Source organism: Streptomyces sp. NPDC002680 (assembly GCF_042889145.1).
GTDB classification, from domain to species: Bacteria; Actinomycetota; Actinomycetes; order Streptomycetales; family Streptomycetaceae; genus Streptomyces; species Streptomyces adonidis.
Window position 1 is genome coordinate 104,250 of the sequence record NZ_JBIAQP010000006.1, and the last position, 21,018, is coordinate 125,267.

19 protein-coding genes are annotated in these 21,018 nt (G+C 70.7%); 12 read left to right on the forward strand and 7 right to left on the reverse strand.

Features of this window, described 5'->3' with window-relative positions:
* Positions 1 to 38: 38 nt before the first annotated feature.
* A complete protein-coding gene (locus tag ACFYXF_RS17565; protein WP_389350480.1) occupies positions 39 to 1,073 on the reverse strand; it encodes a LacI family DNA-binding transcriptional regulator in 1,035 nt (344 codons plus the stop codon).
* A gap of 310 nt (positions 1,074 to 1,383) precedes the next feature.
* Entirely contained in the window at positions 1,384 to 2,058 is a 675-nt protein-coding gene (locus ACFYXF_RS17570) for a TetR/AcrR family transcriptional regulator (RefSeq protein ID WP_389350481.1), read from the reverse strand.
* Between the two features lie 129 nt (positions 2,059 to 2,187).
* On the opposite strand from ACFYXF_RS17570, the gene ACFYXF_RS17575 reads away from it, so the two are divergent.
* Positions 2,188 to 2,748, forward strand: a complete 561-nt coding sequence (locus ACFYXF_RS17575) for an NAD(P)H-dependent oxidoreductase (protein WP_389350482.1) — start codon at positions 2,188 to 2,190, stop codon at positions 2,746 to 2,748.
* 143 nt (positions 2,749 to 2,891) lie between these two features.
* Here the strand turns inward: ACFYXF_RS17575 and ACFYXF_RS17580 are convergent, their stop codons facing one another.
* Both ACFYXF_RS17580 and ACFYXF_RS17585 read right to left on the reverse strand, forming a co-directional pair.
* Entirely contained in the window at positions 2,892 to 3,773 is an 882-nt protein-coding gene (locus ACFYXF_RS17580; protein ID WP_389350483.1) for an LLM class F420-dependent oxidoreductase, read from the reverse strand.
* A 78-nt stretch (positions 3,774 to 3,851) separates the two neighbouring features.
* Positions 3,852 to 4,835: a TerC family protein gene (locus ACFYXF_RS17585; RefSeq protein WP_389350484.1), complete on the reverse strand. Its 984-nt coding sequence runs from the start codon at positions 4,833 to 4,835 to the stop codon at positions 3,852 to 3,854.
* A 259-nt stretch (positions 4,836 to 5,094) separates the two neighbouring features.
* Between ACFYXF_RS17585 and ACFYXF_RS17590 the strand changes: the two genes are divergently transcribed.
* On the forward strand, positions 5,095 to 6,069 hold the full coding sequence (locus ACFYXF_RS17590) for an alpha/beta hydrolase (protein WP_389350485.1): 975 nt from the start codon (positions 5,095 to 5,097) through the stop codon (positions 6,067 to 6,069).
* 589 nt (positions 6,070 to 6,658) lie between these two features.
* The gene (locus ACFYXF_RS17595; protein WP_389350486.1) at positions 6,659 to 7,714 is read left to right on the forward strand and encodes a helix-turn-helix domain-containing protein; all 1,056 of its coding nucleotides are present in this window, start codon (positions 6,659 to 6,661) and stop codon (positions 7,712 to 7,714) included.
* 12 nt (positions 7,715 to 7,726) lie between these two features.
* Here the strand turns inward: ACFYXF_RS17595 and ACFYXF_RS17600 are convergent, their stop codons facing one another.
* Positions 7,727 to 9,115, reverse strand: coding sequence for an AbfB domain-containing protein (locus ACFYXF_RS17600; RefSeq protein ID WP_389350487.1), 1,389 nt, complete (start codon positions 9,113 to 9,115; stop codon positions 7,727 to 7,729).
* Positions 9,116 to 9,379: 264 nt separating this feature from the next.
* Between ACFYXF_RS17600 and ACFYXF_RS17605 the strand changes: the two genes are divergently transcribed.
* The 4 genes from ACFYXF_RS17605 to ACFYXF_RS17620 all read left to right on the forward strand — a co-directional run bounded on the left by ACFYXF_RS17605 (position 9,380) and on the right by ACFYXF_RS17620 (position 13,179).
* Positions 9,380 to 10,804 carry an amidase gene (locus ACFYXF_RS17605; RefSeq protein WP_389350488.1) on the forward strand — a complete coding sequence of 475 codons (1,425 nt, stop codon included), beginning with the start codon at positions 9,380 to 9,382 and terminating at the stop codon, positions 10,802 to 10,804.
* A gap of 21 nt (positions 10,805 to 10,825) precedes the next feature.
* Positions 10,826 to 11,050 carry a hypothetical protein gene (locus ACFYXF_RS17610; RefSeq protein ID WP_369032243.1) on the forward strand — a complete coding sequence of 75 codons (225 nt, stop codon included), beginning with the start codon at positions 10,826 to 10,828 and terminating at the stop codon, positions 11,048 to 11,050.
* A gap of 155 nt (positions 11,051 to 11,205) precedes the next feature.
* Positions 11,206 to 12,687, forward strand: a complete 1,482-nt coding sequence (locus ACFYXF_RS17615; protein WP_389350489.1) for an SPFH domain-containing protein — start codon at positions 11,206 to 11,208, stop codon at positions 12,685 to 12,687.
* Between the two features lie 45 nt (positions 12,688 to 12,732).
* On the forward strand, positions 12,733 to 13,179 hold the full coding sequence (locus ACFYXF_RS17620) for a type II toxin-antitoxin system PemK/MazF family toxin (protein WP_389350754.1): 447 nt from the start codon (positions 12,733 to 12,735) through the stop codon (positions 13,177 to 13,179).
* A 72-nt stretch (positions 13,180 to 13,251) separates the two neighbouring features.
* Here ACFYXF_RS17620 and ACFYXF_RS17625 read toward each other — a convergent pair whose 3' ends face one another.
* Complete coding sequence (locus tag ACFYXF_RS17625; RefSeq protein ID WP_389350490.1) at positions 13,252 to 14,073, reverse strand: TIGR02452 family protein; 822 nt, start codon at positions 14,071 to 14,073, stop codon at positions 13,252 to 13,254.
* Between the two features lie 245 nt (positions 14,074 to 14,318).
* On the opposite strand from ACFYXF_RS17625, the gene egtA reads away from it, so the two are divergent.
* Genes egtA through egtD form a run of 4 tightly spaced genes read left to right on the forward strand, consistent with a single transcriptional unit; the run spans position 14,319 to position 18,713 of the window.
* Complete coding sequence (gene egtA, locus ACFYXF_RS17630) at positions 14,319 to 15,635, forward strand: ergothioneine biosynthesis glutamate--cysteine ligase EgtA (RefSeq protein ID WP_389350491.1); 1,317 nt, start codon at positions 14,319 to 14,321, stop codon at positions 15,633 to 15,635.
* Positions 15,632 to 16,954 (forward strand): ergothioneine biosynthesis protein EgtB, encoded by a 1,323-nt coding sequence (gene egtB, locus ACFYXF_RS17635; protein ID WP_389350492.1) that lies wholly within the window; start codon positions 15,632 to 15,634, stop codon positions 16,952 to 16,954. Before egtA ends, egtB begins: the two co-directional genes overlap by 4 nt.
* A complete protein-coding gene (egtC, locus tag ACFYXF_RS17640; protein ID WP_235472885.1) occupies positions 16,954 to 17,754 on the forward strand; it encodes an ergothioneine biosynthesis protein EgtC in 801 nt (266 codons plus the stop codon). The genes egtB and egtC overlap by 1 nt, the downstream gene beginning before the upstream one ends.
* Positions 17,751 to 18,713: an L-histidine N(alpha)-methyltransferase gene (egtD, locus tag ACFYXF_RS17645; protein WP_389350493.1), complete on the forward strand. Its 963-nt coding sequence runs from the start codon at positions 17,751 to 17,753 to the stop codon at positions 18,711 to 18,713. Before egtC ends, egtD begins: the two co-directional genes overlap by 4 nt.
* Before the next feature lie 36 nt (positions 18,714 to 18,749).
* Here the strand turns inward: egtD and ACFYXF_RS17650 are convergent, their stop codons facing one another.
* Positions 18,750 to 20,213 carry a glycosyl hydrolase family 28-related protein gene (locus tag ACFYXF_RS17650; protein WP_389350494.1) on the reverse strand — a complete coding sequence of 488 codons (1,464 nt, stop codon included), beginning with the start codon at positions 20,211 to 20,213 and terminating at the stop codon, positions 18,750 to 18,752.
* Between the two features lie 71 nt (positions 20,214 to 20,284).
* Between ACFYXF_RS17650 and ACFYXF_RS17655 the strand changes: the two genes are divergently transcribed.
* A complete protein-coding gene (locus ACFYXF_RS17655; RefSeq protein WP_389350495.1) occupies positions 20,285 to 20,992 on the forward strand; it encodes a CDP-alcohol phosphatidyltransferase family protein in 708 nt (235 codons plus the stop codon).
* The last annotated feature ends 26 nt before the right edge of the window (positions 20,993 to 21,018 follow it).

Consider the following 21,018-nt stretch of genomic DNA (forward strand, 5'->3'; position numbering starts at 1 on the left):
AACCTCACGCACCCGACCCCACAGCCCAGCGCAGCGGCTCAGCTGGAGTCGCGGTGGACGAGTGTCGCGCCCAGGACGTGGTGGGTCTCCGGCGCTGCGCCGGGATTGCGCACCGCGCGGTCGACGAGTTCGGCGAGGTCCTTCCCGGCCGGGAGTTCGATGTGGACCGTGCTCAGTCTGGGCCGCAGCAGCCGGCCGAGGATCAGGTCGTCGGCGCCGACCAGCGCCGTGTCGTCGGGGACGGTGACGCCCTCGTCCTGGAGGGCGCGCATCAGGAGCATCGCGTACTCGTCGTTGAACCCGAAGACGGCGTCCAGGCCGAGTTCGGGCCAGCGGGCGGCGAGGCGGGCCGCTGACTCCTCCTCGTAGGCGAGCGGCAGCACGGTCACCGAGGCGTCCGTGCCCTCCACCGCGCCGCGCACCCCGTCGAGACGGGGCTTGGAGAAGACCTTCAGGCCCGGCTCCTCGGGCACGACGACGCCGATCCGGCGACGGCCACGGGCGTACAGGTGGGCGCCCGCCGTGCGGCCGACACCCTCGTGGTCGATGAGCAGGCTGTGCGCGCCCTCGATGCGCTCGGAACCGAGCGTGACGACGGCCCGCGCGCCGGAGCGCTTGAGGACGGCCACGCCCTGCGGTCCGAGCCCGCCGACTGGCACGAGGACGGCGGCGGGCCGCAGTTCGGCCCAGGCCCGGGCGGCCTCGTCCCCGCGCAGTCCGACGGAGGCGTACTGCACGACGGTGTAGTCGAGGCGGCTGAGCGCCCACTGGAGTTCGTTGATGAACCCGCTGTAGAGCGGGCCGACCGGCACGCTCGGGGCGGGCATCAGGACCATCCGGCTGTGGCCGGCCCGCAGGCTGCGGGCCGCCGCGTGCGGAACATACCCGAGTTCCTCCGCGGCCTCGTGGACGCGGCGGCGGGTGGGTTCGCTGATCCGGACGGCACTGGTGTTGTTGAGGACGTAGGAGACGGTTGCGCGCGAGACGCCGGCCAGGCGGGCCACATCCGCGCTCGTGGGCACGGAGCGTGGCTGGGGCGCCGCCGGGGCGGCCGAATTCGGTATCTGCACCATGACGTACGGCATCTTTGCAGAAGCTCGGGGCAAGGGTCGGAGCGGGGGAACTTCGCAATCGATCCGGAAGCAAAGGCGGTTGACGAAAGCGCTTGGGGAAAGCGCTTTATTGAAACGCTTCAGAAAGATCACCCAAAGATCGTTTCCGGATTGCCGAGGCCTGCTGGCTCACGGATTCAGGGCCTCACCCCGAACAGCCGCACACCGAACGCGCTTTCCGGACAGCCAGCCCCAAGTCCCGGACGGATTGCACTGGTTGACCACCCATGCAGGCCGGAGCACCCGCCTGCCGATTGGCCGAAACTCGCGCTCAATACGAAGGCGTACCGCCCGCGATCCGGTCGACGAGGTCCATCCAGCCCGCCTCCAGCCGCGCCGTCGGCATCCCGCACTGCTTGGTCAAGTGGTGGACAAGGGCCGGATCCAGATATCCCATCAGCGTTTTCGCGAGAAGTTCGCAGTCGGCTTCCGGAATCGCCTGCCGCAGCAGCAGCGTGACGTGCCCGGACAGCACCATGCGGGGTGCGGAAGCGAAGCGGCGGCCCGGTTCGCCCTCGGCGGCCAGTTGCAGTTCCAGTTCGTCCACGGTCCGGCGCAGCACCGCGACACCGAACGCGCGCAGCCGCTCTACCGGCGGCGCTCCCGGCCCGAGCGGCGGCGGGCCGGACAGGAAGGCGGCCTGGAGCTTCTTCTCGGAGTGGTCGAGCAGCGCCAACAGCAGACCGGTGCGGTCCCCGAAGCGCCGGAACACGGTCCCCTTGCCCACCTGCGCCGCGGCGGCCACCGCTTCCATGGTGACGCATCCCACACCGCACTGCTCCACCAGCTGCGCGGCGGCCTCCAGCAGCCGGGCACGGTTGCGCGCGGCGTCGGCGCGCAGGCACGGCTCATCGACCTCGGGGCCGACACCGGCGCCCAGTTCGAGCAAACGGGGTTCGTCGGCCCACCCCAGGGGCTTCGGGAAGGGCGGCAGGGACTCGGACATGAAGCCAGCGTAACGCCCAGGAATGAAACTGGACCCTGGTCCGTTTAGATGCTACAACTTTAAACGGACCTCGGTCCGGATCGTAACGACAGTGTTTCAGCCCCCTGTACAGCCTCTGTGGAGTCCCCCATGTCTGTTCGCATCCTTGCTCTCGTCGGCAGCCTTCGCGCCGGTTCCCACAACCGTCAGCTCGCCGAGGCCGCCGTGAAGCTCGCCCCCGAGGGCGCCGAGGTCGTGCTGTACGAAGGCCTTGCCGACATCCCGTTCTACAACGAGGACATCGACGTCGAGGGCAGCGTCCCGGCCGCCGCCGCCGCGCTGCGTGAGGCCGCCGGCACCGCCGACGCCCTGCTGCTCTTCTCCCCCGAGTACAACGGCACGATTCCGGCCGTCCTGAAGAACGCCATCGACTGGCTGTCCCGCCCGTACGGCGCCGGCGCCCTCGCCGACAAGCCGGTCGCCGTGGTCGGCACCGCCTTCGGCCAGTTCGGCGGCGTCTGGGCGCAGGACGAGACCCGCAAGGCCGTCGGCATCGCCGGCGCCAAGGTCCTTGAGGACGTCAAGCTCTCCATCCCCGGCTCCGTGGTCCGCTTCGCCGAGACCCACCCGGCCGACGACGCCGAGGTCGCCGCGCAGCTGACCGAGGTCATCGGTCTGATCCACGGCCAGGCCACGCCCGCCGCCGCCTGATCGACGTACGCCTGACGACGTACACATGAGGAAGGGCCGGAGCCCCGCACGGGCTCCGGCCCTTTTTCCTGTCTCCTCCGGGCCCTCTTTCCTGCCTGCTTCGAGCCCTCTTTCCTGCGCCCTTGGTCCCTGGTGCCCCGGTCTCAGCCCAGTTCGGCCGCGCGGCGCACCGCCGGGGCCACGAACTGCTCGATCCACGCGGCCGGTTCGCCCGTGTGCGGTCCCAGCATCACCGTCTCGATGCCGAACTTCGCGTAGCCCTCGATGTCCCGGACGAAGCCGTCGACGTCGTTCTCGGCCAGCGCCTCGCCCATGTAGACCAGCGTCCTGGTGATGTCGTCGTACGGGCGTCCGACGCTGTCGCAGTGGCCGCGCAGGACGTCGAGCTTGTGCCCGACCTCCTCCGGACTGGAGGCGAACAGGTTGCAGGCGTTCGCGTACTGGGCGACCAGGCGCAGGGTCTTCCGCTCTCCCCCGCCGCCGATCATGATCTCCGGGTGCGGGGAGCTGACGGGCGCCGGGACGCAGAGGGTCTCGGCGAGCCGGTAGTGGGTGCCCTCGAAGGGACCGTTGTCGTCCTGGTCCCACATCTGGAGGCAGATCCGCAGGGTCTCCTCCAACCGCTCGAACCGCTCGGCCGTCGCCGGGTACGGCACCCCGAGCCCCGCGTGCTCACGGTCGTACCAGGCGGCCCCGATGCCGAGGGTGGCCCGGCCGCCGGACAGCACGTCGAGCGTGGTGGCGATCTTGGCGAGCAGTCCGGGATGGCGGTACGTCACCCCGGTCACGAGCGCGCCGAGGCGGATCGTGGAGGTGTGGGCGGCGAGGAAGCCGAGGGTCGTGTAGGCCTCCAGCATGGGGTCCTCGGCGCCGCCGTTGAACTCCATCTGGAAGTAGTGGTCCATGACCGTGAGCCGGTGGACGCCCGCCGCCTCGGCCGCGGCACCGGCCGCCGCCAGTTCGGGGCCGAGCGCTGCGGCACCCGAGGAGTGGTTGAACCTGTTGATGTGCACGCCGAGCCGCATGTCCGTCTCCGTTCGCCTGCATCCAGCGGTGTTCCGGTGTTCCCCCGAGCGACGCTAGTTCTTGGAGCACACACGAAGTCAAGCCCGGGCATTGGCCTCGGCCGCGGCCTCCTCCTGCTTCTTCGAGGCCCGCAGGCTCGTCACGGTCGTGACGGCCAGGACGAGGACGATGAAGCCGAGCGAGAAGGGGATGGAGATCTCCGGCACGTGGACGCCGGACTCGTGCAGCGCGTGCAGTACCAGTTTCACCCCGATGAAGCCGAGGATGATCGACAGGCCGTACGAGAGATGGACGAGCTTCTTCAGGAGGCCGCCGATGAGGAAGTACAGCTGGCGCAGGCCCATCAGGGCGAAGGCGTTGGCGGTGAAGACGATGTACGGGTCCTGGGTCAGCCCGTAGATGGCGGGGATCGAGTCGAGCGCGAACAGGACGTCCGTGGACCCGATCGCGAGCATGACCACCATCATCGGCGTCATGATCCGCTTGCCGTTCTCGACGATGAACAGCTTGGTCCCGTGGTACCGATCGGCGACGCCGAACTTCTCCTCCGCCATCTTGAGCAGCTTGTTCTCCTCGTACTCTTCGGCCCCCTCCTCGTGCGAGCCCTTCTTGGCGTCCTGGACGAGCTTCCAGGCGGTCCAGATGAGGAAGGCGCCGAAGAGGTAGAACACCCACGAGAACGTGGAGATGATCGCCGCGCCGGCCGCGATGAACCCGGCCCGCAGCACGAGGGCGACGAGCACGCCGACCATCAGCACGCGCTGCTGGTACTGCGAGGGCACCGCGAACTTGCCCATGATCAGGACGAAGACGAAGAGGTTGTCGACGCTCAGCGACTTCTCGGTGATGTACCCGGCGAAGAACTCGCCGGTGGGCTTTGCCCCGCCGTAGATCAGCAGCCCGAGCCCGAACAGGCAGGCGAGGACCACCCACACCACGGTCCAGGTGCCGGCCTCCTTCAGGGACACGTCGTGGGGCTTGCGGCCGATGAAGAAGTCGACGGCGACGAGGAGGCACAGGGCCACGATGGTCAGCGCCCAGACGGCGAAAGAGACGTTCACAGGTACTCCAAAGAAAAGATGGGCAATGGCAGCGTTGTCATCGTCAGAGATCACTTCCACCCCGAAGGGGTGAACAACGGCTCATTACCTGGCAAAATCCCAGGTCACCAGCGTGTGTAGGGTTCCGGCCGAGGCTGGGCCGACCGGGCTACCCGCCGAATGGCGGGCAAGTCCCGCCGGACGGCGGCCCTCCGGAGTCGGGTGGGCGCGCGGATCATCCTCGTACGAGCCGCCGCACGCAGCATGAGGAGCAGAGGCAATGACGCTTACGCCACCGCCGTTCGACCCCGAACTCGCCGCCGTCCTGGAGATGCTCAAGGACGCGGTGCCGCCCCGGCTGACCATGGACGAGATCGAGGCCACCCGCAACGGGCCCGGTCTCGCGATGCTGGCGGACCTGGACCTGACGCTGGACGGGGCCTTCGAGGTCGAGGACCGGGTCGTGCCGGGCCCCGAGAACGCGCCCGACATCTCGCTGCTGATCTGTCGCCCGACCGCTCCGGCGACAGAGAATCCACTCCCCGTGATCTACCACGTCCACGGCGGTGGCATGGTCATCGGCAACAACCGCGTGGGCGTGGACGCCGCACTGCGGTGGGCCAAGGAGCTGGGCGCGGTGGTGGTGTCGGTCGAGTACCGCCTGGCGCCGGAACACCCGCACCCCGCACCCGTCGACGACGTCTACGCCGGACTGCTGTGGACCGCGGACCACGCCGCCGAGCTCGGCGGCGACCCGGAGCGGATCGTCATCGCCGGCGCCAGCGCGGGCGGTGGCCTGACGGCGGCGCTGGCGCTGCTCCTCAGGGACCGCAAGGGCCCCCGCCCCCTCGGGCAGCTGCTGCTGTGCCCGATGCTCGACGACCGCAACGACACCGTTTCCTCGCACCAGATGGCGGGGCTCGGCGTGTGGGACCGCACGGCCAACGAGACGGGCTGGACGGCGTTGCTCGGCGCGGAGCGCGGCGGCCCGGACGTCTCCCCGTACGCCGCCCCGGCCCGCGCGGAGGACCTGACCGGCCTGCCCCCGGCCTTCCTCGACGTAGGCTCCGCCGAGACATTCCGCGACGAGGTGGTGTCCTACGCCACCCGCCTGTGGCAGGCAGGCGGCTCCGCCGAGTTGCACGTCTGGCCGGGCGGCTTCCACGGCTTCGACGGCTTCGCCCCCCAGGCCGCCCTCTCCCAGGCCTGCCAGACGGCCCAGCTGGCGTGGCTGCGGAGGCTGCTGGCGGAGTAAGGGGGGCGCGGGGGACGGTTGTCCTCTGCGGGCCCGGTGGGGGCTGGCCGCGCAGTTCCCCGCGCCCCTTTGGGGGGCTGCGCCCCACCAAGGGCCCTTACTCCGCCCCCCAGCGCCACGACCCGGGCGACAAGCGCCCTCAAGGGGCGCGGGCCAGCCCCACAGGCAGGGGCGGGGACAGCACCCCCAGAGGCGCGGGGGAATGGGGGCGCAGCCCCCCATAGGGGCGCGGGGAACTGCGCGACCAGCCCCCACCGAACCCGCACCAGAACACCAAACCAGCAGCCCAATGGCGGGTCGGGGACCAGGGGGCGCAGCCCCCCAGGGGCGCGAGGAACTGCCCGACCAGCCCCAGCGGACCCGCAGCAGACCACCGAGCCAGGGACCCCACGGCCCGGGGGCGCAGCCCCCCAGGGGCGCGAGGAACTGCGCGACCAACCCCAGCGGACCCGCAGCAGACCACCGAGCCAGGGACCCCACGGCCCGGGGGCGCAGCCCCCCAGGGGCGCGGGGAACTGCGCGGCCAGCCCCCACCGGGCCCGCAGACAAGAAACCGCACAACCTGCGGAGCAACTGGCACCATGGGGGCATGAAAGAGCTGGCGGGGCGCCTCACCGCGCTGGACCCGGACGCCGGTGCCGCCGTCCAGGTCATCGCCTACTTCGACCGCCTCGCCGAGCACCGCGCCGGCCTGGAGGCACTGGTGCGCGGCGCCGCCGTCCTGTCCGGCTGCCCCGCCCGCCTCGCCGACGCCGGCCGACGCGTGCACCTCCGCGTCGAGACCGACGGCCGCCGCCGCGACACGGACCAGCCGCCCGACCCCGCGTGGCCGTCGGCCCCACTCTCACCGGACGGCGCCCCTGCCCTGTGGCTGGAGCGAGCGGAAGCCCCCAGCGTCGTCGACGCGGTGATCCTGGAACGCGCGGCGGCAGCCATCCGTACCGTCCTCGACCGCACCCGTGGCCGCGCCCCGGCCGCCCGCGCCGACGACCCCGCGCTCGTCGAGACCCTCCTCGACCCCACCGCCCCCGAGCCGGTACGGCTGCACGCGGCCCGCGCGCTCGGCCTGGACCCTGCCTCCCCGGCCCGCGCGGTCGCCCCGCTCGACGGCCCGCCCCGCATCCTGGCGGCTGCCGCCCTGCGCAGGCCCGCCCCCGTCGAGGGCGGCCCTGACTCACCGGATCACGTCAGATCCCCCGACCCCGCCCTCCCACCCGGCCGGGTCGGTGTCGGCCCCGCCGTGCCGGTGCTCGAACTGCCCGGCTCCTGGACCGGCGCCCGCACCGCGCTCCGGTTCACCGCCGACGGCACCCCGCACTCCCCCGGACCCCGGGTCGTGTACGCCGACGAGCTCGGCGGCATCGGGCTGCTCGCCGAGCTGGTCGTGCCGGGGGCCGATCCGCCGCCCGACGTACAGGCGCTGGAGGCGGCGGTCGCGGACGCCCCCTGGATGCTGGCGACGTTGCACGCCGTCGCCTCGACGGCGAGCCTGCGGGGAGCCGCCGTCGAGGTCAACGTCCACCACTCCACGCTCCAGGACCGGTTGGGCCACGCCGAGGCACTGCTCGGGTGGCCCGTCCGTACCCCGCAGGGCCGGCTCAGACTGCAACTGGCCCTGACCATGCGGCATTTGGGGCGCGCATAGGCCCGACAGCGGTTACGCCCAGGCCGTCACCGGCACGAACGAACTGTCCTGGCGGAAGGTGTCCGTGCCGTCCGTCACGTCCACGCGCAGCTGGTAGTTGTAGTGGCGCAGGAAGTAGCCGGGGTAGTTGTACGACTCGAAGCGGATCGAGCCCGACGCCGTGCCCGTCCGGGCGATGAACGTGGCGTCCTTCGCGAAGGTCGTCGTGCCGTCGTTGGCGTCGAAGCGGGCACGGTAGTTGTAGTGGCGGAGGTAGTTGCCCGAACTGTCCCTGAAGGAGTAGCCGTTGGCGTCCGCCAGGCCCGCCACCACCGTGAAGGTGGCCGCCGTCTTGACCGCGGTGGTGCTGGAGCTGCTCACCACGGGGAGGTTGAGCAGGGAGGACTCCACTGTCCAGTACCGCGTCGAGTAGTTGACCGACTGGAAGGACCGTGTGACACCCTTCGACAGGGTCGGGCCGCCGCTGACCGTCTCCTTGATGACGGTGAAGTGGCGTGCCGTGCCGGACACCACGGGCAGTGCCTTGGGAGCGGTCCAGGTGGCGAACGTGTCGTAGCTGTCGCTGTAGTAGTAGTACCCGTCGCCGTAGCCGTCGAAGAAGATCCGCCAGCCGCCGTTGTCGAGCTGGATCACGGAGGGACCCTCGCGGTAGCTGCCCCAGCCGGCCCAGTTGCCGGTCTTCGAGATCGTGTAGGGGCCGGCGAGACTGGTCGCGGTGGCGTACTCGATGTACTTCGTCGTCTCGTTCTTCGTGAAGGCATGGTAGGTCGAGCCGCTCTTCACGATGTACGTGTCGATGTGGTTCGAGCCGATGCCGGACAGGGCCACCGGTGAACTCCACGCGGTGAGCGCGGAGTTGGTCGCCTTGAGCAGATACGGGGTGAAGATCCACTCGTCGCTGGTCACCGAGCAGGACACGATGATGTTGACGCTGCCGTCGCTGTCGACGAACCACTCGGGCGCCCACGCGCGGGACAGACTGGTGATCGGGACCGTGTAGTCGTACAGGAAGGTCCAGTTGACGCGGTCCGAGCTGCGGGCGAAGCCGATGGTGGTGCTGGTGTCCTGCCAGGTGTGCGTGGTGTAGGTGACGTAGTAGTAGCCGTTGGTGTGCTTGAACACGCTCGCGTCGCGGATGCGGTTGCTCGGCGGGGTGTAGGCCGAGGACTGCACGAGCCGGAAGTCGGTGGCGTCGTCGGACTGGTAGACGTTCACCGTGCCGTCGTTGCTGTTGAGGAACGGCACGATGGTGTAGCGCGTGGCGGAGCCGCTGGGCGGGGCCGCCGCGGCGGCGGTGCCGAGCAGTCCGGGGAACTCGCCCAGGACGAGCGCCGAGGCGGGCAGAGCGGCCAGCGCGCGCAGGAGGCTGCGGCGGGAGGGGCTGGGGGTGGGTCTGGTCACGTGCGGCTCCTTGGTGATCCAACCGACGGCTCCACGTTCGAGATTGCGAACGCGGTTCGGTAAATCGGTCAGACCGTAGGTCCGAGTCGTGCGCACGTCAATACTTCCGACACGCTCCGGACCTGTGAACTTCCGCCCGGCCACGCCACATTCGACATACCGCACCACGCCGCCCCGCCAGCCGTTACCGTTCGGTAGGAAGCTGTGAAATAGCTATGGGGAACACGCCGCCGCGGCGCGACGGTGTGCGACGGAGGTGTCCGTATGACTGCCGAGCGTGCCGCCGGACTCGCGGAGTGCGCCCGTGCGCTGGCCGCCGGCGAGGTGACCTCCCGGGCGCTCGTCGAGCAGACCCTCGCCCGGATCGGGGCGACACAGGGCACCCTCAACGCCTTTCGGCTCGTACGGGCCGAGGCCGCGCTCGCCGAAGCCGACGCGGCCGACCGGGAGTTGGCGGCGGGCGGGCGCCGGAGACTGCTCGGCGTACCGGTGGCCGTGAAGGACGACACGGATGTGGCGGGCGAGCCGACCGCGTTCGGCTGCCCGGGCGAGTTCCCGCCGGTGGCCGAGGACGGCGAGGCGGTACGGCGGCTGCGCGCGGCCGGCGCGATCGTCATCGGCAAGACCAACACCTGCGAGCTGGGCCAGTGGCCGTTCACCGAGGGCCCCGCCTTCGGCGCCACCCGCAACCCCTGGCACCAGGGCCACACCCCGGGCGGCTCGTCCGGCGGTTCGGCCGCTGCCGTCGCCGCGGGCCTGGTCCCCGCCGCCCTCGGCTCGGACGGCGCCGGTTCGGTGCGCATTCCCGCGTCCTGGACCCATCTGATCGGCATCAAGCCGCAGCGCGGACGCGTCTCGACCTGGCCGCGCCCCGAGTCCTTCCAGGGCATCACGGTCAACGGCACCCTGGCCCGTACGGTCGCGGACGCGGCCCTCCTGCTGGACGCGGCGAGCGGCAACCACGTACGGGACCTGCACCAGCCGCCGACGATCAGTGCATCGGAGGCGGCCGGCCGCGACCCCGGGCGGCTGCGCATCGCGCTCTCCCTCAAACCGCCGTTCACCGCGCTGCCCGCCCGGCTCCAGCCCGACGTACGGACCAGGATCGTCCAACTCGCCGAGAAACTGGCCTCGTTGGGCCACACGGTCGAGGAGGCCGACCCGGCGTACGGGCAGATCGGGCTCACTTTCATCCCCCGCGCCACCGCCGGTCTCGCCGAGCGGGTCCGCGAGGCTCCGTTCCCCGCGCTGCTCGACCGGCGCACCCGGGACGCCGCCCGGCTGGGCCGGCTGCTCGGCGGGCCTCCGCTGCGGCTGGCCCGACGGGCGGAGTCCGCCCTGCAGCGGCGGATCGGCGCCCTCTTCTCCTCGTACGACGTGATCCTCGCGCCCACCACGGCCGCTCCCCCGCCGCGCATCGGGGAGATGCTGCCGCTGAACGGCCTGGCGACCGACCGCGCGATGATCGCCGCCTGTCCGTACGCCTGGCCGTGGAACGTGCTGGGCTGGCCCGGGGTGAACGTCCCGGCGGGGTTCGTGGGTGAGGGGCTTCCGGTGGGCGCCCAGTTGCTCGGGCCGGCGAACAGTGAGCCGTTGCTCGTCTCGCTGGCCGCGCAGTTGGAGGCCGACCTGCGCTGGCACGAACGGTGGCCGCCGTTCGAACCCGTCGCCGACTCGGCAGCGGCATAAGGGGGCTTCGGCCCGTACGCTGTGACCATGGACGACGCGCCGATGGTCGGCTTGATGGGGCGGGTGACCGGCACGATCGGACCGGGGCTGGTCGGCGAGGTGATCGTCCGGGTGCGCGGCGGGGCCGAGCACTTCCTGGCGTATCCCGCCGCCGCGCAGGACCGTATCGAGCGGGGGACTGTGGTGATGGTCGTGGAGTACCTGCCGCCCCGGACGGTCTACGTCACCGCCGCGTACGACAGTTGAGTCCGGCCGGGCACACCGGGTGACCGATTCGTCTGCGGATGATCACGTGTGCGTCAAGCTTGCAACAAGGATTCGTCTGCTTCTGTACCCCTGACTCGCACAGGAGCACCCTTGCCTTCGTTCGGTGCCGAAAGGGCACCATGCAAAGGGGGCGAATGCCGATGTTCATCGGCGTCGTTGCGGGGGTCGCGGTAGTTGCCGTCCTCGCACTCATCGGTGTGTTCAAGATGATGTGGCGGGTCGCTGAACCCAACGAGGCACTCATCATCTCCGGTTCCAAGCACAGGACCGAAGGCCTTGAGGAAGGCATGGGGTTCCGGATCGTCACGGGGCGCGGCACCCTCGTACTGCCCGGGGTGCAGGCGGTGCGGAAGATCTCGCTCGACCTCAACGAGACCGAGCTGCACGTGGACTGTGTGACCACCCAGGGCATTCCGCTCAAGGTGCGGGGCGTGGTCATCTTCAAGGTGGGCGACGACTTCGTGTCGATCGCCAACGCGGGCCGCCGGTTCCTCGACCAGCAGAAGATGATGTCGGAGCGCGTGCACAACGTGTTCGCGGGTCATCTGCGGTCCATCGTCGGCGGGTTGACCGTCGAGGACATGATCCGCGACCGGGAGAAGCTCACCGGGCAGACCCGGGCCGCGTGCGGCACCGAAATGGAGAAGCTCGGGCTGATCGTCGACTCCCTCCAGATCCACGAGATCGAGGACCCGACCGGGTACATCAAGAACCTCGCCATGCCGCACGCCGCCGCCGTCCAGCGGGACGCGCGGATCGCGCAGGCCGAGGCGAACCGGCTCGCCACCGAGGCCGAGCAGAAGGCCGCGGCGCGGATGTCGGAGGCGACGCGGGACAGCGAGATCCTCCAGGCCGGGTACCAGGCCGAGCGCGACAAGGCGGCGGCGAAGGCCCGCCAGGCCGGACCGCTCGCCGATGCCGCCGCCCGGCAGGACGTCGTCATCCAGGAGACCCGTATCGCCGAGCTCGACGCCCTGCGCCGGGAACAGCAGCTCCAGGCGGACGTCCGCAAGCCGGCCGACGCGCAGGCCTACGAGACCCGGGCGCGGGCCGAGGCCGAGCGCGACGCGCGTATCTCGGCGGCGCAGGCCAAGGCCAAGGAGACCGAGCTGGCGGCCCTGGCCGAGGCGAACCGGGTCACGACGGCCGCGACCGCCGAGGCCGAGGCGACCAAGGCACGGGGTGCGGCCGCCGCGATGGCGACCAAGGCCACCGGTGAGGCGGAGGCCGCCGCATCTCAGGCCAAGGGCCTCGCCGCCGCCGAGGCCACCCGTGCGCAGGGCCTCGCGGAGGCGGAGGCCATCAAGGCGCGGGCCGCCGCGCTCGCGGAGAACCAGGAGGCCGTGGTCGCGCAGCAACTCGCCGAGAACTGGCCGGAGATCGTGAAGGCCGGTGCGTCCGCGTTCGGCAGCGTGGACAACATGGTGGTGCTCAACGGGGCCGACGGTATGGCGGAGATGCTCGCCAAGGCGCTCACGATGGGCGGTACGGGGCTGGGCCTCGCACGGCAGCTGCTCGCGTCCATGAACCAGAACGGGCAGGCGGCGAACGGGACTTCGGCGCTGAACGGGCTGGCGGGTCCTGAAGTACAGAAGGTGGCGGTGGAGAAGGACTAGGGGTGATGCGTGGAAGGGCAGTCCGCAGGCTCTAACGTGAGCCTCGTGACTGCCTTTCCCGATGCCGATGTTCCGGGGCGTTTTGGCCCCTCCGCCACCACCGAGGCCGATCCTCGCGATGTGGGGCGGGTGCGTACGGAGTACTCGCCCGCCCACGACGGGGATCCCGATCCCGGGGAGATCGTGTGGACCTGGGTGCCTTTTGAGGAGAACGACGGGAGGGGGAAGGACCGGCCCGTCCTTGTCGTCGCTCGGGAGGCCGCCGGGACGTTTCTTGCCGTGCAGTTGTCCAGTAAGCGGCATGACGGGGATCGGGAGTGGGTTCCGATCGGCAGCGGGCCCTGGGACCGGACCGGGCGCGATTCGTGGGTTGACGTGGATCGGGTGCTGCGGCTGTTCGAGGACGGGATGCGGCGGGAGGCCTGTGCGTTGGATCGTATGCGGTTCAACTCTGTTGTCCGGCGGTTGCAGGAGCGGTACGGGTGGCGGTGAGGTTGTTCTCGTAGCGCGGGTCGGTGGGGGCTGGTCGCGCAGTTCCCCGCGCCCCTAAAAGCCCGCCGCGCCCTAGGGGGCGCTCACTCCAGCGAACGTATGTTCAAATGCGGCCCTTGTTGTCGCGGCCCTCGTGCGGTCCAGGATTGCGAACGCCACCCTCTCGAATCTGCCCTCGAAACGGCCGCCCACCAGCAGGTCTCTGAACGTTTCCGCCACAATGCGCGGGTCGTTCTGGAAGACTCCGCAGCCCCATGCGCCCAGGACCAGGCGGCGGTAGCCCTCCCTCGCGGCCACTTCCAGGACCCGTTCCGCACGTGATGCAAGGGCCTGTGGGACGGCCGCCTCGCGCTCCGGGGACGTTCGTCGGATCACCCCCGCGTTCGGGGCCGCCGAGGTCAGGAAGCCCGCCGTGTACGGGGTGTCCAGGAGGTGGCCACGGTCGTCACGGAAGACCGGGACCCCGGGTGAGTGGATGACGCGGTCCGTGTAGAACGGGTCGCGGTGGGTGCGGTGGTGGTCGTAGAACTCGCGCACCGCCGTCAGACACGTGTACAGCGCCGAGGCTCGACACAGGGCCTCTTCCTGGGCCTGGGCGCCGTTCAGGTAGCCGCCGCCCGGGTTGCGGGCCGAGGAGAAGTTCAGGACCGCCACCGGGCCGGGGAGGCGGCGGGCGGCCTCCAGGCTGCTCTCGCCCGTCACCTCGAAGGAGGTGGCGGACAGTGAGGCCGGCGGGGGTACGTCCAGTGGGGCCGGGCCGTACAGGCGGGTGCCTGTACGGGCGGCCTTGATCGCCGCGGCGAGTTGTACCTCACGCCCGTCGGACGCTCGATAGGAACCGGCCGCGACGATCTCCTCCGTACCACGCGCGAGGTCGCGCAGGCGGGCGCTCATGGCGCCACCCCCGTGTGCGCCATGACCGTGCCTGGTACTCGCTCCCCCGCCGTGCTCATGCAGGCATCGTGGGTGATGCTGGACATGCGGTGCAACAGAGTTTCCCGGGTCGGCGAACGGCCTGGAAACATCATGGAAACGGAGATCCACCGTCCTGAAAGCGCCCATGTGCACCCTTGTGCGATTTCGCGTGAGGGGTTTGGGTGGGACGAGCGCTGCCTGTGGACTCTCAGGAGGATTCCGACATGTCCGATTCGGTGAGCGGCTGTACCAAACGCCGCACCGCCCTCTCCGAGGCCGAGGTCGAAGCCCTCGTCCGGGGAATCTGTTTCAAGACCGGACCGCCCCGTACCCTCGGCGTCGAGGTGGAATGGCTCGTCCATGAGCTGCGTCAGCCGCAGCTCCCCGTGTCACCCGCACGGCTCGAAGCGGCCTACGCTTCCCTGCGGACCCTGCCTCTCAGGTCGGCGCTCACCGTCGAACCGGGCGGTCAGCTGGAACTCAGTTCCGCTCCCGCCGACACCCTGATGGAGTGCATCGGATCCGTCTCCGCCGATCTGGACGCCGTCCGCGCTGTTCTGCGCGAGGACGGGCTCGGTCTCGTCGGTATCGGCCAGGATCCCTGGCATCCGCCCCGTCGTTTCCTGCACGAGCCGCGTTACGACGCCCTGGAGCGCTCCCTCGACCTCACCGGCCCGGCCGGCCGCGCCATGATGTGCACCTCGGCCTCCGTGCAGGTGTGTCTCGACGCCGGTCACGAGGAGCCCGGCCCCCTGGGGCACGGACGGCGCTGGTGGCTCGCGCACCAGCTCGGCGCGGTCCTCGTGGCCGCCTTCGCCAACTCCCCGCTCGCCGTGCGCGACCCCACCGGCTGGCGTTCCACCCGGCAGGTGCTGTGGATGGAGATCGGCGCCGGACGGGCGGGGGCGCCCGCGCTGGACGCCGAACCGCGGCACGCGTGGGCAGAGCATGTGCTCGACGCCCCGGTGATGTGTATACGACGGGACAGCGGGCCCTGGGACGTGCCGGAGGACGGGCTGACGTTCCGGGAGTGGGTCCGGTCCGGGGTGCCCCGGCCGCCGACGCAGGAAGACCTCGACTACCACCTGACGACCCTGTTCCCGCCGGTCAGACCGCGTGGCCATCTCGAACTGCGCATGATCGACGCACAGCCGGGCGACGACGGCTGGATCGTCCCGCTCGCCGTCACGGCGGCGCTCTTCGACGACCCCGAGGCCGCCGAGCGGGCCTACCGGGCGGTCAAGCCGCTCGCCGAGCGCACCCAGTCGCTGCCCGCCCCGCACAATCCGCTGTGGGCCGACGCGGCCCGCTACGGACTGACCGACCCGGAGCTGCACGAGGTGGCCGTCGTCTGTTTCTCGGCCGCCCTGGAGGCACTGCCCCGGCTCGGCGCGAGCCGGGAGGTCGTCGGCGCCGTCGCCGCGTATCTCGACCGCTATGTCATACCGGGCCGTTGCCCCGCCGACGACCTGCTCGACCGCGTACGCGGCACGGACCGGCGTGCGCACGGGAACTCGTACGGGAAGGATCTCCGCACATGACCGACCCCGCCCTGGATCCGGAGACACTCCGGGAGCGTGCCCTGGCGGCGCTCACCACCGCGCGGGCGCGAACCGCGCTCCTCACCACCGTGGACGATCCCGAACTCACCGCCCAGCACTCGCCGTTGATGTCCCCGTTGGTGTGGGACCTCGCGCACATCGGCAACCAGGAGGAGATGTGGCTGCTGCGGGCGGTCGCCGGGCGGGAGCCGATGCGGCCCGAGATCGACGGCCTGTACGACGCCTTCGAGCACTCGCGCGCCGAACGCCCCTCGCTGCCGCTGCTGCCGCCCGACGAAGCCCGTAAGTACGCGGCAGAGGTACGCGGCCGGGCCCTGGACGTGCTGGAGAGCGCCGCGTTCGAGGGGACGGGCGCACGGCTGACCGAGGCCGGGTTCGCCTTCGGGATGATCGCCCAGCACGAACAGCAGCACGACGAGACGATGCTGATCACCCATCAGCTGAGGAAGGGGGCCGCGGTTCTCGGCGCTCCCGATCCCGAGCCCGCTCCCCTCTTCACCGGTCCCGCCGAAGTCCTGGTCCCCGGTGGCCCGTTCACGATGGGCACCTCCGCCGAGCCGTGGGCCCTGGACAACGAACGGCCCGCGCACCGGAGGGAGGTGGCGTCCTTCTTCATCGACACCGTCCCGGTGACGAACGCCGCCTATCAGCGGTTCATCGATGACGGCAGCTACGACGACCAGCGCTGGTGGACACCGGACGGCTGGGCCCATGTCCGCCAACACTCGCTGTACGCACCGCAGTTCTGGTTCCGGGACGGCGGGCAGTGGCTGCGGCGGCGGTTCGGGGTCACCGAGGTGGTACCACCCGACGAGCCCGTGGTGCACGTCTGCTGGTACGAAGCGGACGCGTACGCCCGCTGGGCCGGGCGCCGGCTGCCCACCGAGGAGGAGTGGGAGAAGGCCGCCCGGCACGACCCGGCGACCGGCCGCTCGACGCGTTACCCGTGGGGTGACGCCGATCCGGGCCCCGAGCACGCCAACCTCGGTCAGCGGCATCTGCGTCCGGCGCCCGCCGGTTCGTATCCGGCCGGTGAATCGCCGCTCGGGGTACGGCAGTTGATCGGTGACGTGTGGGAGTGGACGGCGAGCGACTTCGCGCCGTACCCGGGGTTCAGCATGTTCCCGTACAAGGAGTACTCGGAGGTGTTCTTCGGGCCCGAGTACAAGGTGCTGCGCGGTGGTTCGTTCGCCGTGGACGCGGTGGCCTGCCGGGGGACGTTCCGCAACTGGGACTATCCGATCCGGCGGCAGATCTTCTCCGGGTTCCGCACAGCCCGTACCCCGGAGGCCGTCTGATGTGCCGTCAACTCGCCTACCTGGGGCCCCCGGAGGCGATCGGCAGTCTCGTGGTGGAGCCGCCGCACGGGGTGTACCGGCAGTCGTGGGCGCCCCGGCACCAGCGGTACGGCACCGTCAACGCCGATGGTTTCGGGGTGGGTTGGTACGCGGAGGGCGATCCGGTGCCGGCCCGCTACCGCCGTACCGGGCCCGTCTGGGCGGACCCGTCCTTCGCCGACCTCGCCCGGGTCGTACGGACCGGCGCGCTGCTCGCCGCCGTACGGGACGCGACGGTGGCGGGCGCCGACGGGGAGGCCGCGGCGGCGCCGTTCGCCGCAGGTGCCTGGCTGTTCGGGCACAACGGGGCGGTGAAGGGCTGGCCGGGGTCCCTCGCGCCGCTCGTACAGGCCCTGCCCGCCGAGGAGTTGCTGTCGATGGAGGCGCGCTGCGACTCGGCGTTCGTGTGGGCGCTGGTGCTGCACCGGCTGCGCGCCGGTGACGACGTCGGGCGGGCGCTGGCCCGGACGGTCCTGGAGGTCGCCGAGGCGGCCCCCGGGTCCCGGCTCAACCTGCTGCTCACCGACGGCACCACGATCGCCGCGACCACCTGGGGCGACACCCTCTTCCACCTCACCGGGCCCGGCCCGCGCACGGTCGTGGCCTCCGAACCGTACGACGACGATCCCCGCTGGCAGGAGGTACCCGACCGCACCCTCGTCATCGCGAGCCGCACCGAGGTACGGCTCACCCCGCTCCAGGACTTGAGCGACACGAGCGGCGACATGGCATCCGTACCACCCGAGGAGCTTCGTACGTGAGTCCGTTCCTGGTCACCCGCACCCTGCCCGAGGACGCCACGGAGGCCGCCCTGCGCGCCGACGTTCTCCACGGGCTCACCCGCACACCCAAGACCTTCCCGCCGAAGTGGTTCTACGACGCCCACGGCAGCGAACTCTTCGATCAGATCACCGAGTTGGACGAGTACTATCCGACCCGCGCCGAGCGCGAGATCCTCGTCGCCCGGGCCGGGGAGATCGCCGCCGTGACCGGTGCGCGCACGCTGGTCGAGCTGGGTTCCGGCTCGTCGGAGAAGACGCGGTACCTGCTGGACGCGCTGACGGAGCTGGAGACGTATGTTCCGGTCGACGTCAGTGAGAGCGCGCTGCGGCAGGCCGGCGAGGCGCTGATCGCCGAGCGGCCGGGGCTCGGCGTGCACGCCCTGATCGCCGACTTCACCGGCGGTCTGGCGCTGCCGGGGACGCCCGGGCCCCGGCTGGTGGCGTTCCTCGGCGGCACGATCGGCAATCTGCTGCCCGCCGAGCGGGCCGGCTTCCTGTCCTCGGTCCGCGCCCTGCTGTCACCGGGCGACGCGCTGCTGCTCGGCACGGACCTGGTCAAGGACGAGTCGGTGCTGGTCCCGGCGTACGACGACGCGGCGGGGGTGACGGCCGCGTTCAACAAGAACGTACTGACCGTCGTCAACCGCGAGTTGGGCGCCGACTTCGACCCGGACGCCTTCGAGCATGTGGCGCTGTGGGACTCGGAGAACGAGTGGATCGAGATGCGGCTGCGCTCGCTCGCCGAGCAGACCGTGAAGGTCCCCGCGCTCGACCTCGCCGTGGACTTCACTGCGGGCGAGGAGATGCGTACGGAGGTGTCGGCGAAGTTCCGGAACGAGGGTGTGGGCGCCGAACTGGCCGCTGCCGGGCTGGAGTTGCGGCACTGGTGGACGGACAGCGCGGACCGCTTCGCGCTGTCGCTGAGCGTGGTGCGCTGACGGCGCGGCTCACCGCGGGCCGGCGTCCGGAACGCATCACCCGCCGGCCGCCGGCGCCGCGGAGGGCGGCGGGCTCGGGGTGGGCGGGGCGGCGGCATCACCGGCGGGCGGCGGGCTCCCGGGTGCCACCGGGCTGGTCGTGGAGACCGGGCCGCCGGGGTCGGCCTGCGTGGGCGTGTCGTCGGTGCGGGGGACGTCCAGGCAGTCGACGAAGCTGACGAAGTCGGGTCCGTCGGTGCTGTCGGTGCTGTCGGCGACCAGGAACGCGCTCACCGCTTGGCTGCGCAGCAGGCACATGTCGTAGCGGGCGACGGTCGACAGGGGATGCTGCCGGCCGTCGGTCCGGTATTCGTGGCGGCCCACCAACTGGCAGGAGTCGTAGCGGATCAACGGCCCTCGCGGCCCCACCGAGTAGCGGTGCGGGCGCACGTCGGCGGAGAAGTCCCGGAAGGCGAGCCCGGTGTCGTCGCAGTCGCTGAAGTGGATCGTTCCGCTCCTCCATTCGCTGTCGATGATCCGCACGTTCGGGTTGCGCACCTCGAACCGGATGTCCTGAGCGTGGAACCGCTGCACCGAGTCATGGTGCTGGGCGACGGGGAAGCGGAAGAACGTGCTGCTGACGCCGTACTCCTCGGTGCTCACCGGGCGGGTGCCGGTGATGATGTACGAGCCGCCCCGGCAGGTGATCGATCCGCCGTAGGGGAACTCGAGGAAGTTGCCCCACTCGTACTCGACCTTCATGTCGGTGAACCAGTAGTTGAGGAACTGGTCCTGGTCGTTGGCGTCCGCCTGCCCGCGCCGGGTCAGACCCGAGTACAGGAAGGCCCGGCGGTAGCTGCCGCCGACCCGGCACGCCTCCCACCGCATCTCCGAGTTGGTGTCCGTACCCTCCAGGGCGAGCCCGAACTCCCACTCCCCCATCCACTCGCACTCGGAGAACCGGTAGTCCTGCGCCTGCCCGGTGGAGTACGAGCTGAAGAAGGAGGCACCCGGTGTGGCCGAGCGGAACTGCATGCGCTCGAAGGAGACGTTCGACCAGATGTCCTCGTTGCGGCACAGATAGGAGCCCGGGCCGGCATTCGGGCGGAAGACGAGGGTGGTCATGCGCTTGCCCGCCCCGACGAAGCGCAGACCGTTGGCCGGCCGCAGCGGAGCGACTCCGTTCATCAGCGCGTTCGGACGCGTGATGAGGAACTCGCCGGCGGGAATCCAGATCACCGTGCGTCCGACGCCGCCGGAGACCTGGGTGGCGGCGAGACGGTAGGCACGCTCGAACGCCGCGCTGTCGTCGGTCCGTCCGTCGCCCACCGCGCCGAGCTGGGTCACATCGATCACTCGGAGCAGCGGGTCGCCGGAGGGACGCCCTCGCCAGGGTTCAAAGGGGCCGGCCGGTGGGCCGGGAGTGCCCTCCGGCCCCACGGCGGCGGATGCGCTGTGGGCTGTCAGGGCCGTCGCGGCCAGCACCGTCGCTCCGCCACGCAGAAGTTGACGACGGCTCACACGAGACACGGAACCTCCCCTTTCTGTCATGATTGCCTTCCCTCTAACGTTTTGCCCCATAAAGGAGGATAATGTCAGAATTTACTGCGGTACTCAGACAGCTGTCGGCGGCACAGAAGCCCGCGAAGGGGGTGTCGCTCTACACCCTGTTCATCAACCGTCCGGCCGGTCGTGTACTGGCCGCGCTGGCCTACCGGGTGGGGGCGACGCCGAATCAGCTGACCGTGCTCGGCGCCCTGTTCACCTTCCCGGCCCTGGCCGCGGTGGCTCTGCTGCCACCCGGGCCGACGATGGCGGCCTGCGTCGGCGCGGCCCTGGCCGTGGGGTTCGCCCTGGACGCGGCCGACGGTCAGCTGGCGCGGGGTCAGCGCTCGGGGAGCCCGTCGGGCGAGTGGCTCGACCATGTCCTGGACTGCGTCAAGATCGTCGCCCTCCACCTGGTGGTGCTGGTGTCGTTCTACCGGTTCTTCTCCCTGCCCGGCCCGGAGTTTCTCCTGGCACCGATGCTGTTCCAGCTCGCGGCCGTGGTGATCTTCTTCGCCGGGATTCTGACGGACAAGCTCAAGCGGCGGACACCGGGTGATGTCCCGGCGCCGACTGGGCCGGTCCCAGCACTGAGATCCGTGCTGCTCCTCCCGGTCGACTACGGCCTGACCTGCGTCAGCTTCCTATTCCTGGGGAGTCAGGAGGTCTTCCTTTCGGTGTACTGCGCGCTGCTGCTCGCCCATGTCCTGTTCATGGCCGCCTTCCTGGTGAAGTGGTTCCGCGAGCTGCGCTGAGGGCATCTCCGTCGGCTCGTGCGCCG

Coding starts and splice junctions, on each gene's coding strand:
- ACFYXF_RS17565 (WP_389350480.1), bottom strand. CDS start 1,073: ATGGTGCAGATACCGAATTCGGCCGCCCCGGCGGCGCCCCAGCCACGC.
- ACFYXF_RS17570 (WP_389350481.1), bottom strand. CDS start 2,058: ATGTCCGAGTCCCTGCCGCCCTTCCCGAAGCCCCTGGGGTGGGCCGAC.
- ACFYXF_RS17575 (WP_389350482.1), top strand. CDS start 2,188: ATGTCTGTTCGCATCCTTGCTCTCGTCGGCAGCCTTCGCGCCGGTTCC.
- ACFYXF_RS17580 (WP_389350483.1), bottom strand. CDS start 3,773: ATGCGGCTCGGCGTGCACATCAACAGGTTCAACCACTCCTCGGGTGCC.
- ACFYXF_RS17590 (WP_389350485.1), top strand. CDS start 5,095: ATGACGCTTACGCCACCGCCGTTCGACCCCGAACTCGCCGCCGTCCTG.
- ACFYXF_RS17595 (WP_389350486.1), top strand. CDS start 6,659: ATGAAAGAGCTGGCGGGGCGCCTCACCGCGCTGGACCCGGACGCCGGT.
- ACFYXF_RS17605 (WP_389350488.1), top strand. CDS start 9,380: ATGACTGCCGAGCGTGCCGCCGGACTCGCGGAGTGCGCCCGTGCGCTG.
- ACFYXF_RS17615 (WP_389350489.1), top strand. CDS start 11,206: ATGCCGATGTTCATCGGCGTCGTTGCGGGGGTCGCGGTAGTTGCCGTC.
- ACFYXF_RS17625 (WP_389350490.1), bottom strand. CDS start 14,073: ATGAGCGCCCGCCTGCGCGACCTCGCGCGTGGTACGGAGGAGATCGTC.
- egtA (WP_389350491.1), top strand. CDS start 14,319: ATGTCCGATTCGGTGAGCGGCTGTACCAAACGCCGCACCGCCCTCTCC.
- egtB (WP_389350492.1), top strand. CDS start 15,632: ATGACCGACCCCGCCCTGGATCCGGAGACACTCCGGGAGCGTGCCCTG.
- egtC (WP_235472885.1), top strand. CDS start 16,954: ATGTGCCGTCAACTCGCCTACCTGGGGCCCCCGGAGGCGATCGGCAGT.
- ACFYXF_RS17655 (WP_389350495.1), top strand. CDS start 20,285: ATGTCAGAATTTACTGCGGTACTCAGACAGCTGTCGGCGGCACAGAAG.